Source organism: Streptomyces sp. 17_S59 (genome assembly GCF_056930295.1).
In genome coordinates this window covers 2,790,867-2,805,055 of sequence record NZ_JBXOWD010000001.1, presented here as the reverse complement: position 1 = coordinate 2,805,055, position 14,189 = coordinate 2,790,867, and the positions used below count along the sequence as shown (strand labels likewise).

Annotated in this window: 11 protein-coding genes and 1 tRNA gene; 4 read left to right on the top strand and 8 right to left on the bottom strand. The window is 73.5% G+C overall.

Features of this window, described 5'->3' with window-relative positions; genetic code table 11:
• Window positions 1–82: 82 nt before the first annotated feature.
• The 5 genes from pth to AC1Z4A_RS12285 form a co-directional block, all read right to left on the bottom strand.
• Window positions 83–673, bottom strand: a complete 591-nt coding sequence (gene pth / locus AC1Z4A_RS12305; RefSeq protein WP_483678199.1) for an aminoacyl-tRNA hydrolase — start codon at window positions 671–673, stop codon at window positions 83–85.
• 94 nt (window positions 674–767) lie between these two features.
• Window positions 768–1,340: a 50S ribosomal protein L25/general stress protein Ctc gene (locus AC1Z4A_RS12300; protein WP_483678197.1), complete on the bottom strand. Its 573-nt coding sequence runs from the start codon at window positions 1,338–1,340 to the stop codon at window positions 768–770.
• Between the two features lie 221 nt (window positions 1,341–1,561).
• Window positions 1,562–2,539: a ribose-phosphate diphosphokinase gene (locus tag AC1Z4A_RS12295; protein WP_229356662.1), complete on the bottom strand. Its 978-nt coding sequence runs from the start codon at window positions 2,537–2,539 to the stop codon at window positions 1,562–1,564.
• A 73-nt stretch (window positions 2,540–2,612) separates the two neighbouring features.
• Complete coding sequence (glmU, locus tag AC1Z4A_RS12290) at window positions 2,613–4,070, bottom strand: bifunctional UDP-N-acetylglucosamine diphosphorylase/glucosamine-1-phosphate N-acetyltransferase GlmU (protein WP_483678195.1); 1,458 nt, start codon at window positions 4,068–4,070, stop codon at window positions 2,613–2,615.
• Window positions 4,071–4,214: 144 nt separating this feature from the next.
• Window positions 4,215–4,285 (bottom strand) — tRNA-Gln (locus tag AC1Z4A_RS12285).
• Between the two features lie 218 nt (window positions 4,286–4,503).
• Between AC1Z4A_RS12285 and AC1Z4A_RS12280 the strand changes: the two genes are divergently transcribed.
• The gene (locus AC1Z4A_RS12280) at window positions 4,504–5,871 is read left to right on the top strand and encodes a sensor histidine kinase (protein ID WP_483678194.1); all 1,368 of its coding nucleotides are present in this window, start codon (window positions 4,504–4,506) and stop codon (window positions 5,869–5,871) included.
• Window positions 5,872–5,988: 117 nt separating this feature from the next.
• Here AC1Z4A_RS12280 and AC1Z4A_RS12275 read toward each other — a convergent pair whose 3' ends face one another.
• Both AC1Z4A_RS12275 and AC1Z4A_RS12270 read right to left on the bottom strand, forming a co-directional pair.
• Window positions 5,989–6,501: an SUKH-3 domain-containing protein gene (locus AC1Z4A_RS12275; RefSeq protein ID WP_483678192.1), complete on the bottom strand. Its 513-nt coding sequence runs from the start codon at window positions 6,499–6,501 to the stop codon at window positions 5,989–5,991.
• Window positions 6,502–6,510: 9 nt separating this feature from the next.
• Window positions 6,511–7,041, bottom strand: a complete 531-nt coding sequence (locus AC1Z4A_RS12270; RefSeq protein ID WP_483678191.1) for a YwqJ-related putative deaminase — start codon at window positions 7,039–7,041, stop codon at window positions 6,511–6,513.
• Between the two features lie 314 nt (window positions 7,042–7,355).
• Between AC1Z4A_RS12270 and AC1Z4A_RS12265 the strand changes: the two genes are divergently transcribed.
• The 3 genes from AC1Z4A_RS12265 (at window position 7,356) to AC1Z4A_RS12255 (ending at window position 12,009) form a co-directional block, all read left to right on the top strand.
• Window positions 7,356–8,363: an SMI1/KNR4 family protein gene (locus AC1Z4A_RS12265; RefSeq protein WP_483678190.1), complete on the top strand. Its 1,008-nt coding sequence runs from the start codon at window positions 7,356–7,358 to the stop codon at window positions 8,361–8,363.
• Window positions 8,364–8,370: 7 nt separating this feature from the next.
• Window positions 8,371–10,962: an SUKH-4 family immunity protein gene (locus AC1Z4A_RS12260; RefSeq protein ID WP_483678188.1), complete on the top strand. Its 2,592-nt coding sequence runs from the start codon at window positions 8,371–8,373 to the stop codon at window positions 10,960–10,962.
• 147 nt (window positions 10,963–11,109) lie between these two features.
• Entirely contained in the window at window positions 11,110–12,009 is a 900-nt protein-coding gene (locus AC1Z4A_RS12255; RefSeq protein WP_483678185.1) for a cellulose-binding protein, read from the top strand.
• A gap of 73 nt (window positions 12,010–12,082) precedes the next feature.
• On the opposite strand, the gene AC1Z4A_RS12250 is transcribed toward AC1Z4A_RS12255, so the two are convergent.
• Complete coding sequence (locus tag AC1Z4A_RS12250) at window positions 12,083–13,972, bottom strand: lytic murein transglycosylase (protein ID WP_483678183.1); 1,890 nt, start codon at window positions 13,970–13,972, stop codon at window positions 12,083–12,085.
• Between the last annotated feature and the right edge of the window lie 217 nt (window positions 13,973–14,189).

Below are 14,189 nucleotides of genomic sequence, written 5' to 3'. Positions count from 1 at the left end.
GTAGCTGGGGGAGTTTGAGGAGCGGGGGTCCGGGGGCGGAGCCCCCGGTTACGGGAAGGGGCGGGGTGGGGAAAGGAACCCCCTACGAGTTGTACGTGCTCTGCGCCCGCTCCAGGCCGTCCACGATCAGCGATTCCACCGCATCCGCCGCCCGGTCCACCTGGTAGTCCAGATCCTTGCGCTCGGCCGACGAGAAGTCCTTGAGGACGAAGTCCGCAACCTGCATCCGGCCGGGCGGCCGGCCGATCCCGAAGCGGACGCGGCAGTAGTCCGGCCCCAGCGACTTCGTGATCGACTTCAGGCCGTTGTGGCCGTTGTCGCCGCCGCCCAGCTTCAGCCGCAGCGTCCCGTAGTCGATGTCCAGCTCGTCGTGGACCACGACGATCCGCTCCGTCGGCACCTTGTAGAAGTCGCGCAGCGCGGTCGTCGGGCCGCCCGACACGTTCATGAACGACATCGGCTTCGCCACCACCACCCGGCGGCTGGAGAGGCCGGGCGCGCCCAGCCGTCCCTCGACCACCTGGGCCCGCGACTTGTGCGCCTTGAACTTGCCGCCCATCCGCTCCGCGAGCAGGTCCGCGACCATGAAGCCCACGTTGTGGCGGTTGCCCGCGTACTCGCCGCCCGGGTTGCCCAGGCCCACGATCAGCCAGGGGCTGGAGTCGTCCGTCATCCGCATATCTCCTTCATACGCCGACCGCCGCCCCGCTCCAGTGGAGCAGGGCGGCGGTCGGAATGAAAATCGAGAAGCCCTGGGAGGCCGAGGCTCAGGCCTCGGTGCCCTCGGCCGGGGCGGCCTCGGCCTGGCCCGCGACGACGTGCAGGACGACGGCGTCGGCGTCGACGGCCAGCGCGACACCGGCCGGCAGGGCGATGTCCTTGGCCAGGACGGAGGCACCGGCCTCCAGGCCCGCGATGGAGACGGTGATGCTCTCCGGGATGTGGGTGGCCTCGGCCTCGACCGGCAGCGCGGTCAGGGTGTGCTCGAGCAGGTTGCCGCCCGGGGCCAGCTCGCCCTCGGTGTGGACCGGGACCTCGACGGTGACCTTCTCGCCGCGCTTGACGACCAGCAGGTCGACGTGCTCGAGGAAGCCCTTGAGCGCGTCACGCTGGACCTGCTTGGGGATGACCAGCTCGTTGCGGCCCTCGATGTCCAGGGAGAGCAGGACGTTCGGGGTCTTCAGCGCCATCATCAGGTCGTGGCCCGGCAGGGACACGTGGACCGGCTCGGAGCCGTGGCCGTAGACGACACCCGGAACCTGGTGGGCGCGACGGATGCGGCGGGCGGCGCCCTTGCCGAAGTCGGTGCGGACGGCAGCGGCGAGCGTGATCTCGGCCATGGTGCACTCCTCGTGAACAGTTGTGGTGGACGGTTACCCGGCCCACGACAGGCCTGCTACGAAGAGCGCGTCGATAACGGACCGCCGCACCGAACAGTGCGGCCTCCCTCGCCGAGCAACTCGAGGAGTCTACCCGGCGGGGAGGCCGCCCAGAAATCGATCAGTGCGAGCGCCGCAGCTGCATGATCGTTACAGCAGTGGCGCGGTCACACCGGAGCCGGCTAGCCCAGCTCGTCGAAGAGGCTCGTCACCGAACCGTCCTCGAACACCTCGCGCACCGCGCGGGCGATCGTCGGCGCGATCGACAGCACCGTGATCTTGTCCAGCTCCAGCTCGTTCGGCGTCGGCAGCGTGTTCGTGAACACGAACTCGCTCACCTTCGAGTTCTTCAGGCGGTCCGCCGCCGGGCCCGACAGCACACCGTGCGTGGCGGTCACGATGACGTCCTCGGCGCCGTGCGCGAACAGCGCGTCGGCCGCCGCGCAGATCGTGCCACCGGTGTCGATCATGTCGTCGACCAGGACGCAGACGCGGCCCTTCACGTCACCCACGACCTCGTGGACGGTGACCTGGTTCGCCACATCCTTGTCGCGGCGCTTGTGCACGATCGCCAGCGGGGCGCCGAGGCGGTCGCACCAGCGGTCGGCAACGCGCACGCGGCCGGCGTCCGGGGAGACGACCGTGAGCTTGTCGCGGTCGACCTTCGCGCCCACGTAGTCGGCCAGGATCGGCAGCGCGAACAGGTGGTCCACCGGGCCGTCGAAGAAGCCCTGGATCTGGTCCGTGTGCAGGTCCACCGTCAGGAGGCGGTCCGCGCCGGCCGTCTTCATCAGGTCCGCGATCAGGCGGGCCGAGATCGGCTCACGGCCGCGGTGCTTCTTGTCCTGACGGGCGTAGCCGTAGAACGGCAGGATCACGGTGATGCTCCGGGCGGAGGCCCGCTTCAGAGCATCGATCATGATCAGCTGCTCCATCACCCACTTGTTGATGGGAGCCGTGTGGCTCTGCATCAGGAAGCAGTCGGCGCCACGCGCCGACTCCTGGAAGCGGACGTAGATCTCGCCGTTGGCGAAGTCGAAGGCCTTGGTCGGGACCAGGCCGACGCCCAGCTGGTGCGCGACCTCCTCGGCAAGCTCGGGGTGGGCGCGGCCGGAGAAGAGCATGAGCTTCTTCTCGCCGGTCGTCTTGATCCCGGTCACAGCACAGTCTCCTTGGATGTCGCTTTGTGTGCGCTTATCACGGTACGCCCCGCACGGCGTGCCGGTGTCACGGTCACTGCTCGCCGTCGGTGTCCCGACGAGCAGCGGAAGCGGCCTGAGCGGCCGCACTGCCCGGGCGCTTGCGCGCCACCCAGCCCTCGATATTCCGCTGCTGACCACGAGCGACAGCCAGCGAACCCGGGGGCACATCCTTGGTGATGACCGAGCCGGCGGCGGTGTACGCGCCGTCCCCGATCGTGACCGGAGCCACAAACATGTTGTCCGATCCGGTCCGGCAGTGCGAGCCGATCGTCGTGTGGTGCTTGCTCACGCCGTCGTAGTTCACAAAGACGCTCGCCGCGCCGATGTTGGTGTACTCGCCGATGGTCGCGTCGCCCACGTACGACAGATGCGGCACCTTGGTGCCCTCGCCGATCTCGGCGTTCTTCATCTCGACGTAGGCGCCCGCCTTGGACTTCGGGCCGAGCTTGGTGCCCGGCCGCAGGTAGGCGAACGGGCCCACGACGGCGCCCGCCCCGATCAGGGCCGAGTCGGCGACGGTGTTGTCGACCCGGGCGCCCGCGCCCACGGAGGTGTCCTTGAGGCGGGTGTTGGGGCCCACCTCGGAGCCCGTGGCCAGGTGCGTCGCGCCCAGCAGCTGGGTGCCCGGGTGCACGAGCGCGTCCGGCTCGAAGGTGACCGTCACGTCCACCCACGTGGTGGCCGGGTCCACGACCGTCACGCCGCTCATCATCGCGGTGTGCAGCAGCCGCTCGTTCAGCAGCTTGCGGGCCTCGGCCAGCTGGACGCGGTTGTTGATGCCCAGGATCTCCCGGTGGTCGCCCGCCACGGCGGCGCCCACCCGGTGCCCCGCCTCGCGCAGGATGCCGAGGACGTCCGTCAGGTACTCCTCGCCCTGGCTGTTGTCCGTGCGCACCTTGCCCAGCGCGTCCGTGAGCAGCTGGGCGTCGAAGGCGAACACCCCGGAGTTGATCTCGCGGATGGCGCGCTGCTCGTCCGTGGCGTCCTTGTGCTCCACGATCGCGGTCACGGCGCCCGTCGCGGCGTCGCGCACGATGCGGCCGTAGCCGGTGGAGTCGGGCACCTCGGCGGTGAGCACCGTCACGGCGTTGCCGTCGGCGGCGTGGGTGCCGGAGAGGCGCTTGAGGGTCTCGCCGGTGAGCAGCGGGGTGTCGCCGCAGACGACCACGACGGTGCCGTCGAGGACGATGCCGCTGTCGGACAGCTCCTCCAGGCCCATGCGGACCGCGTGCCCGGTGCCGTTCTGCTCGTGCTGCACGGCGGTGCGGACGCCCGGGTCGATCTCGGCGAGGTGGGCGGAGACCTGCTCACGGGCGTGCCCGACGATGACGACGAGGTGCTCCGGGGCCAGCTCGCGGGCGGCGGCGACGACGTGCCCGACGAGGGAGCGGCCGGAGATCGCGTGCAGGACCTTGGGGGTGGCCGACTTCATGCGGGTGCCCTCACCCGCTGCGAGGACGACGACGGCTGCCGGGCGGTTGGCGCTCACGGGTGTGCCCTTCGGCTTCGAGGGGGTGGACACCCGCAGGATACCGGGGCGTAAGGGGGGTGAAACGCGGAAGGGTCCTGACCTGGGAGGTCAGAACCCTTGCCCATGGGCCCGGACGGCCATGGGAGTGCCCTCCGGCAGCGGCTCCCGGGGAAGGAATCGAACCCTCATTCAATGAACCAAAATCATTTGTCCTGCCATTAGACGACCCGGGATGGATCGTGCGTTATGTCCGATTTACTTGATCGGTCATGCACGCAGGGAACACTATGCCGTAACACCGGCCTTCGATGCGACGGTACGAGTCCGCGCACTTGAGGACTTGGATCACACGGAGGTTGCGCAAGGCCAGGGGCTTCGCTCCCCGTCGAAACCTCGGTGTGCCGCCGTCCGCACCGGAAATCCGATGGCGCCCGCCCGTAGTCTGGGTGGTATGACCACAACGGGGGCAATCGCGGACGTGGGCGCGCGGGGCGCGCCCACGGGGCCGTGGTGGTGGGTGCGGCGGCGGAGCATGGTGCTGGACGTGGTGCTGGCGCTCGTGTCCGCCCTGGAGTGCGTGCCGGAGGGGATGTCCTTCGCACGCGAGGCGGGGCTGCCGGAGGCGCTGGGCGGCCTGCTCGGGGTACCGGTCGGGGCGTCGCTGGTGCTGCGGCGGCGGTGGCCGGTCGCGGTGGTGCTGGTGTCGATCGCGGTCACCCCCGCGGAGATGGGCTTCCTACTGGGCGTCGTGGCGCTGTACACGCTGGCGGCCTCCGAGGTGCCGCGGCGGCTGATCGCGGTGCTCGCGGGGGCGTCGCTGATGGCGACGCTGATAGTGACGGTCGTGCGCTTCCAGAAGGACATGGCGCAGGACGGCTATCACCCCGGGCCGTGGGTGATGACGGCCTTCTCCGTGGTGATGGCGCTGGGGCTGACCGCACCGCCGGTGCTCATGGGGCTGTACGTCGGCGCGAGACGGCGGCTGGTCGAGAGCCTGCGGGAGCGGGCCGACGGGCTGGAGCGGGAGCTGTCGCTGCTGGCGGACCGGGCCGAGGAGCGGGCCGAGTGGGCCCGCAACGAGGAGCGCACGCGCATCGCGCGGGAGATGCACGACGTGGTGGCGCACCGGGTGTCGCTGATGGTGGTGCACGCGGCGGCGCTCCAGGCGGTGGCGTCGAAGGACCCGGAGAAGGCGGCGAAGAACGCGGCCCTGGTGGGCGACATGGGCCGGCAGGCGCTGACGGAGCTGCGCGAGATGCTCGGCGTGCTGCGCACGACTCCCGAGGATGCGGGGCGGCCGGTGGCCGGGGTGGGGTCGGCGGTGGATTCGGAGCGGCTCGCGGCGGTGGCGGTGGCCGCCTCGGCGCGGGTGTCGGACCGGGCCGCGGCCGCGGAGCCGGTGGGTTCCGGCGGTGCCGGGGAGGGCCCGAGCCTGAGCGGCCTGGAGGACCTGGTCGGGCAGTCGCGGCAGGCGGGCATGGTCGTGGAGCTGTCGGTGCAGGGCGAGGAGCGCTCCTATGCGCCGCCGGTGGAGAGCACGGCCTACCGCGTGGTGCAGGAGGCGCTCACCAATGTGCACAAGCACGCGCCGGGCGCGAAGGCGGTGGTGCGCCTGGCGCACCGTGCGGGGGAGGTGGCGCTCCAGGTGGAGAACGGCCCGTCGGACGGCGGCGTGGACACGGGCCTGCCGAGCGGCGGGAACGGACTGGTCGGCATGCGGGAGCGGGTGGCCGCGCTGGGCGGGGTGTTTGTGTCGGGGCCGACGGATGCGGGCGGTTTCCGTGTGTCGGCGGTGATTCCGGACGCGCGGGCCGCGTAGGGCGGCTTCGCCGCCCGGGACCACGGGCCTTGTGCCGCCGCCCCACGGGACCACGCGCGCTGCGGGGCGCGGGCGCGTACGTACCGGGCCTGTGAGCCGGGGCCCGTGGCCCCGAGGTCAGCGGGCCGTGGCCGCGCCCGCGGAGAGGCGGGAGGGGCGGGTGCCGGTGACCAGGGCGCCGATCGCGTGATCGATGTCGGAACCGAGGTACCAGTCCCCGGTGTGGTCGAGGCTGTAGACCCGGCCGTGGGTGTCGATGGCGAGGAGGGCCTGGCCGTCCAGCTCCTGGCCGAGGGGGCAGACGTCCGCGCCGAGCGCCCGGCCGAGGTCGGCGACGGTGCGGGCGAGGTGCAGGCCGTGCAGGGGGTCGATGTGGAACGGCGTGGGCGCGATGTGTCGGCCGGGGCCGGGCGGGGTGATGGCGAGCCCGCCGAACTCGGCCCAGGCCTCGACGGCGGCGGGGAAGACGGTGTGCCGGTGCCCCGCGGGGGAGACATGGGCGCGGAGGGCGTCGGCCCAGTTCTCGGCGGCCTTGATGTCCCAGCGGCCGGGCTGCCAGCCCGCTTCGCGCAGGGCGGCGTCGACGGCGACGGGGAAACGGGTGGCGGCGGTGCGGTCGAATGCGCGCATGGGTGGTGGTCAGTTCCTGCCGTTGGTCGGGGCGGCGGGGTCGACGGTGCGGACGCCGAAGTGGGCGAGGAGAGCGGTGCAGGAGCGGCACGGCGGGGCGTAGCCGCCGTGCCGGGGGTCGCCCTCCTCACGGATGTGACGGGCGGTGAGCTTGGCCTGCTTGAGGGCGCGGCGGGCCTCGCCGTGGGTGAGGGGTTTGCGGGAGGCGCGTTTGCTGCGGCCGGCCTCGTGGGCCGTGAGGTAGCGGGTGAGGAGGACGGCCTCGGGACACCGGCCGGTGAAGCGCTCGCGGCGGTCGCTGGTGAGGGTGTCCAGGAAGTCCTGGACCAGCGGGTGGAGTCTGGGGGGCTGGTCGGACTTGCCGGCGGTGCAGGTGAGGGTCTCGCCGCGGACGGAGAGGGCGGCGGCGACGGCGGGCAGGATGCCGTCGCGGCGGTGCAGCAGCGCAGGCGGGCGCTCGGCGTCCTCGGTGGAACTCCAGGTGAGCCGGGGGTCGCCGGATGCGGTCCCGTCGGCGTGCCGTTCCTGAGTCGTGTGCATGGCGGTGTCTTCCCTCCCGTGCAATCCCCCTGTTGCGGGGATCAGCCTGCCAAATGGGGTGGCGGGTGTGAAAGGCAGGTCGGCGTTGCGTGTGGCTGGTGTGTCGGTTGGTTGCTTCGGTGTCGCGAGTGGAGTGCGGGTGGGCGCTCCGGAGTCGAGAGAACTGCGGGGTGCCGCGGTCGATCTTGGATGATCTTGGAGCCGTACGCATCTGCAAGCGTTCGCGCGGTACGGTCGGGGCCCCGTCTTGCGGCACCGCATAGGCTGTGGCCCACGCACAGGACACAGTCAGCAGTCAGCAGGGGGCTTCCGCCATGACGACAGGTCGGCTCGGGCTGGGCGCGCCTCCCGGCCCCCAGGCCGGAGAACAGGCCGCGCCGCCGAACGCCGCCTACGCCGGGCAGGTCGTGCACTTCCCGGACCCGGTCCGGCGCGGTCGCCATCCCAAGGGCGTGCGCGTCGACGACGAGGGCCGTCCGGACTTCTCGCCCTACGCTCGGGCGGCGGCGGAGATCGCCGAGCCGCCGGAGGGGTTCGGCGTGGACGAGCTGCGGCTGACCGACTACGTGTCGGCCAACGCCGCGCAGCACGCCGCCGGGCACGAGCTGTGGGCGAGCCTGCCGCCGGTCGCGACGCCGCACGGCTGGACCTGGCACCACGTGGCCGGCACACGCCGGCTGGAGCTGATCCCGGCCGAGGTCAAGGCACTGCTGCGGCACCACGGCGGACTGGCCACGGCCGCCGTGGACCAGGAGAAGCGGGGCACGCGCCCGCTCCAGGAGACCCGCCCGGTCCACTTCGCGCTGCCGCAGCGGGACCTGGCGGTGACGGAGGAACAGGTCCAGGGCGTCGAGGAGGACCTCGGCTACCGGCTGCCCGGCGCGTACCGGGCGTTCCTGAAGGCGGCGGGCGGCTGTGCGCCCGTGGGCGCCGCGCTCGACGCGGAGCTGGGGCTCCTGCTCGACCAGCCCTTCTTCACGGTGCGGGACGAGGCGGCGGTCAACGACCTCGTCTACGTCAACAAGTGCCTGCGCGACCACTTCACCAAGGACTACCTGGGCGTCGGCTTCGTGCAGGGCGGTGTGCTGGCGGTCAAGGTCAAGGGCGAGGCGATCGGTTCGGTCTGGTTCTGCCCGTACGACGACGCCCGTGACCGCGACGGCTGGACGGTGCAGGAGAGGGTGGAGCGGCTGCTGCTGCCCTGTGGTGAGGACTTCGACGCGTTCCTGTCGCGCCTGGCGGGCGGTCCGCCGGAGCTGGAAACGGTGGCGAACCTGATGGTGGACGGCGGTTTCGCGTACGCCGTCCCGGTGGAGGGGTGAGCACGCGATGGTGACGTTCGCGCAGGCGCAGGAGCGCGCGGAGCGCTGGGTCAACGGCGATGTGCCGGCGTACCTCCAACGCGAGGTGCGGGTGCGGGAGTTCGACCTGGGCTTCGTCTGCTGGGCGGAGGACCGGGAGGACGGTCCCTCGGGCGACGGCTCCCGGCTGCGGCTGGTGGTCGCCCGGGACAGCGGTGAGACGACGCTGTGGCCGGGGCTGCCGGTGGGCGAGGTGATCCGGCGGTACGAGGAGGAGTACGGGTCCGTGGAGGAACCGGAACCGGAGGCGAAGGCGACGCCGCCGCGGCGCGTGGACCTGGAGGCGACGTCGTTCCTGCTGAGTCCGCCGCAGTGGCTGCAGGACGCGGCGGACGCGATGGGCATCCCCGACCGCAGGTCCGGTTCCGCTGCCGAGCCCTCGGCCGGCGGCGGGAAGGCTGCCGAGGAGGCCGGTGCCGCGGCTGCGGCTGCGGGCGCGACTTCCGGCGACGGTGCTGCGGCCGGTGCTGCCCCTGCGGAAGCACCTTCGGCTCCTGCACCTGCACCTGCACCTGCCCCGGCTCCCGTTCCGGCCCCGGTCCTCGCCCCGGCCCCCGCCCCGGCTCCTGCTCCTTCGCCTGAGCCCGCGGCCGCGGCTTCGCCCGTGCCTTCGCCCAGTGCGTTCCCCGAGGCTCCGGCGGACGGGCCCGCCGCCGCCGAACCGTGGGCGGGTGCCGATGTGGTGGCGGACGACGACGACCGTTCCGTCGGCCTGCCCGCCACGGTGCTGGCACCGGCCCTGTCCGGCTCGGACCTGGACGACGCCCCGCCGCCGGCCGGCCGCTCGGAGGCCAGGACCGAACTGATGCCGAAGGGCAGCGCCCTGCCCCGCACGACGGTCGCCCCGGCGCTCGCCGCCCCCGGCGCCCCGGCGGACGGCCCCGCCGCCCCGCCGACCGCCCCGCCGACCGCTCCTCAGGGCGCCCCGCAGGGCGGGTACGTGCGCACGCAGCTGGTCTCCCAGCTGGACGAGGCCAGCCTCGGCGCGGGCCTCCCCCCGGGCCTCGCGGCACCGGGCACGCCGGGTGCACCGGGTGCCCCTGCCGCACCCGCCGTCCCCGGCGCCCCGCAGGTTCCGCCTGCCCCGCCCGTCCCGGGTGCCCCCGGCATGCCTCCGGCCCCCGGCGCCCAGGCCGCGCCCGGTGCCCCCGGTCAGCCGCCCGTCCCCGGTGCTCCGGGTGCGCCCGGAGCCGCCCCCGCACCCGGGGTTCCTGCTGCTCCCGGTCAGCCGCCCGTCCCCGGCGCCGCCCAGGCGGGCGCGCCGGGCATGCCGCACGCTCCCGGTGCCCCCGGCGTCCCGGGTCAGCCGCCGCAGGCGCCTGCCGCCCCCGGCGGGGCGCACGCCGCCGCCACCATGCTCGCGGGCCCCGCAGGCCCCGGTACCCCTCCGCCGCCGCAGGCCCCCGGCCTGCCCGGTGCCCCGCAGGCACCTGCCCAGCCGCAGGCGCCCGGCACCCCCGGTGGCGGGGTGCACGCGGCGGCCACCATGCTCGCCGGGCCCGCAGGCCCCGGCGCGCCCCCGCCGCCGCAGGCGCCGGCCGCCCCCCAGGGCTACGGCTACCCCCCGACCGGGCTGCCCACCGTCGGGCCGGGCTACATGGCCGTACTCCGGTACCGCGCCCAGGACGGGTCCGAGCAGCAGATCATCCGGCGCAGCGCGCCGGGCACCCCGCACCCCGAGTGGCAGATCCTGCACGAGCTGCGCGCCATGAACGTGCCGCCGCAGCAAGTGCTGGAGCTGCACACCGAGTTGGAGTCCTGCGACCTGCCGGGCGGCTACTGCGCGCGCATGATCCGGGAGACCTGGCCGCAGGTGCGGATCAGCCACACCGCCGGGTACGGGCGGGACCACGCCACCCGGCAGCAGGGCGTGCGCCACCTCGTGGAGCACCAGGGCGAGCTGCACCAGGTCGCGGACGGGCCCGCGCGCCCGGCGCCGAACCGGGTGCCGCTGCCGCACCCGGGCCAGCTGCACCCGGCGCCGCCGGTCGGCCCGGACGTGATCGGGCGGGAGCTGACCGAGGCGTTCGGTCCGCAGGGCGTCTTCCGGTTCGACCAGCGCGCGGTGTCGCGGCAGGGCGTGCCGGAGGTGGTCGCGCAGACGCTCGTGTGGGCGGGGCTGCCGGCGGACTTCGGTCCGTTCTTCTGGGCACAGGCTCAGCCGGGCCGTCCGGTGCCGACGCTGGCGGAGCTGGCCGCGGAGCGGCGCGTGCAGCCGGCGTCGGACGCGGGTTCGTACCTCGTGATGGGCAGCGACTACGGCCGTCAGCTGTGCGTGCAGTACGGCACCGCGCACATCGTGGCCGTGCCCGCCGAGGCCGGGCCGGGCGGGCAGCCCGTGCCGCCGCAGTTCGTCAACACGAGCCTTCCCCAGTTCGTACGCTCTTTGGCGCTGCTCGGCAAGATGTGGCGGTGGCGCTACGGGCTCACGCCCGAGCAGGCAGGGCGCTGGACCGTGGACTTTCAGGAGCAGCTGGCCTCGCTGGACCCGGCGGCGCTGGCGTCGCCGGAGAACTGGTGGGCGGTGCTGCTGGAGCAGATGTGGGACGGTCTCTTCTAGCGGCCGGTCGGCGGAGACGTGCACGCGCGGACGGCGCCGGGCGCCCGGCGCCGCGGAGTGTCGCGTCGAGGGCGCTCCGCCCGTCCGGGAATGATGGATGCCGGGCCGCGTCGCGCACCGGATTTCCGGATATGAGGGGCTACAAGGATGAGTTCATCGGTGTCTCCTGACGGTTTCGCTGTGGTACGGGGCCGGGGGTACCGGCCCGAGCAGGTGGACCGCGCGCTGGCGGAGTTCGCCCGTCAGCGGGATACCGCCTGGGAGCGGGCGGCGCGGCTCACGGTCCTCGCGCGCGAGATGGAGGACGAGGTACGGCGCCTCGGCCAGGTCGTCGCGAAGCTTCCCCCGCAGACGTACGAGACCCTCGGGCCGCGGGCCCAGGGGCTGGTGACGACGGCCGAGCTGGAGGCGGCAGGGCTGCGCGAGCGCACGGAGGCCGAGGCGGCGGAGCTTCAGGAGTCCGTCGGGGCGTACACGCGCGGGCTGCGGGACGCGGCGCACGAGTACTCGGTGGCGGTGCGGGCCGAGGCGGAGGAGTGGGCGCGGCAGGCGCGGCTGGCCGCGCAGACCGTGGCCGACGACCTGCGGGCGACGGCGCGGCAGGAGTCGGTGGAGCGGCGCGAGGACTCGCTGGCGGCGCTGAAGGAGATGCGCCAGCGCACCGCCATGACCCTGGCCGAGCAGGAGAAGGAGCACGCGGAGCGCTGGGACGCGGCGGGCCGGGAGATCGCGGAGCGCGAGGCGGCGATGGACGCGCGCGTGGCGGCGCTGGAGGAGTACGCCCGTACGGCGCTGGGCGAGGCGCGGCGGCACTACGCGGACACCGAGGAGGCCGCGCGGCACGGGCAGGAGGACGCCGAGGCGCAGGCGGCGGCGGTCATCGCGCAGGCCCGGGTGCGGGAGGAGCGGATCGCCCGGGACACCGAGCGGGTGCTGCGGGAGCACGAGGAGCGGCGCGAGGAGCTGCGGTCCCACATGGCACATGTGCGGCACAGCCTGGCGGCCCTGACGGGCAAGCCGGTGGCGGAGGACGCGGACACGCCCTGAGGGGTGTCCGGCGGGTGACCGGGCGCCCGTCCCGCCCGGTCCCGGTGGGGAACGGGCAGGACGGGCGCTGCGGTTACTTGACGGCGGGCTTCGCCGGGGTGGCGGGAGCGGTCGGCGTGGCCGGGGCGGTCGGGGTGCCCGGGGTAGCCGGGGCCGCCTCGACGGTGAGCGCCAGCATGAGCGTCACGCCGTCGTCCGTGGTGAGCCGGAGGACGTACGTGCCGGGCTGGTCGTCGGTGAACAGCTCCGGCAGCGTGACCAGTCCGTCCTTGTCGGCCTTGGCGAGGGCGAGCGTGCGCACCGGCTTGCCGTCGGCGTCCTTGAAGTAGGGACCGGCCTTGGCGGGGTCCTTGCCCTCCGTGGTGAGCACGGTGGCCGTGATCGCGGTGCCCGCGACGGGCTTGTCCTTGCCGAGCGCCCTGACCCGGATCTTCTCGGCGAAGGCGCCGTTCGCCCTGGCCTTCAGCGGGGTGCTGCCCACGCGGGCGATGGTGTCCGCGTGCGGGGCGGGCTTGACGGCGGCGGCGAAGTCGACGGGGGCGATCTTCGCGCCGTCCTTGCCCTCGACCGTGGCGCGCACGGTGAACGTGCCCGCCTTGTCGCCTGCGTGCAGCTCCGGCGCGGTGGCCGTGCCGTCCCCGGCGGTCTGCACGGTGACGGTGCGGGTGTCGCCGTCGAAGCGGGCTGCGGTCTCCAGGCCGATGACCTCGAAGCGGACGCGGGTGCCGGCCGGGGCGGGCTTGCCGTCGCGGTCCAGGGCCCGTACGCGCAGCCGGCCGTCGAAGGACTCGCCCGCCGTGGCCTCCAGCTGCTGGCCGCCGACGCGGTCGAGACGGGTGACGGGGGCGGGCGGGTTGGGCTTGGTGTCGCCGCCGTTGTCGCCACCGCCGGGCTTGCCGGGGTTGTCCGGCTTGCTGGGGTCGGTGGGGCGGCTGGGCTTGCCTGAATTGCCGGAATCACCCGGCTTGTTGGGCTCCGAGGGCTTGGTGTTGCCCGGGTGGCCGGTCGAACCGGAGTTGCCGGATCCGCCGGAGTTGCCCGTGCCGCTGCCGCTGCCGCTGCCGCTGCCGCTGCCGCTGCCGCTGCCGCTGCCGCGACCGCTCGGTGCGGACGGGGTCGGGGACGACGGCGGCGTGGGCAGCGGGGTCGTGCCCGACGGGCGCGGAATGGCCGGGACCTCGGGCAACTGGCTGGCGTCGATGCCCTGGTACTTGCGCATCCAGGCGAGCACGGCGTTGACGTACTCGCGCGACTGGTTGTAGCTGAGGACGGCCTTGTCGAGGTCGCCGGGGTTGTTCAGGTCCTTGCCGCCCGCGCACAGGTAGCGGGCGGTGCCGGCCGCGGCGTCGAAGATGTTGTTGGGGTCGCTGACGCCGTCGCCGTTGCCGTCGGCGCCGTAGCTCTCCCACGTGGAGGGGATGAACTGGGTGGGGCCGACGGCCCGGTCGTACTCCTTGTCGCCGTCCCAGCGGCCGCCGTCGGTGTCCGGGACGGTGGCGAACTGGCCGCCCGTCAGCCGGGGTCCGAGGATCGGTCTCAGCGTCCGGCCGTCCGGCTGGAGCCCGTAGGACACGGCGTGCTCGGACTCGACCTTGCCGATGCCCGCGATGAGCTGCCACGGGATGTGGCAGGCGGGGTAGCGCTCCTTGGCGAGCTTCTCGGCGTTCCGGTAGGCGGCCAGGGCGGTGGCCGGGATGCCCAGGACCTCGCCGTCGCGGGTGTCGCCGGGCGTCGCGCCGGGCGCCGGGGTGGTGCCCGGGCGCGGAACGAGGTCGGGGAGGGTCAGGTTGGGGACGCCGTGCGGTCGGCTCTGCGGGTTGTCGGGGCCGGGGGAGGGGTCGTCACCGGCGGAGTTCCGCGGCGGGCTGGCGCCCACGGCGGCCGTGGTCAGGCTTGCGACGAGCAGAGCAGCACACAGTCCCTGGCGGGAGACGCTGGCAGCGCGAGTTCGAAGTATCTTCACGAAGGCTGCTTCCTTGGGAGACCGGCGGCCGTACGAAGGGGGTCGCACGCACAGCCCCCCTCAGCCTGTTAGACCCGAACACTAATTCCCTCTGGCCCCAATTGTCTTGCCCGAGGACGGGCTTCACCGATTCTTCGCGGGCCGTTACCCCTCAAGAGTCGTTTTGTCCGTCGATGTGCGTACGGCGTGCGTAGCCGACCCCGAGGCCCGGTGGGTC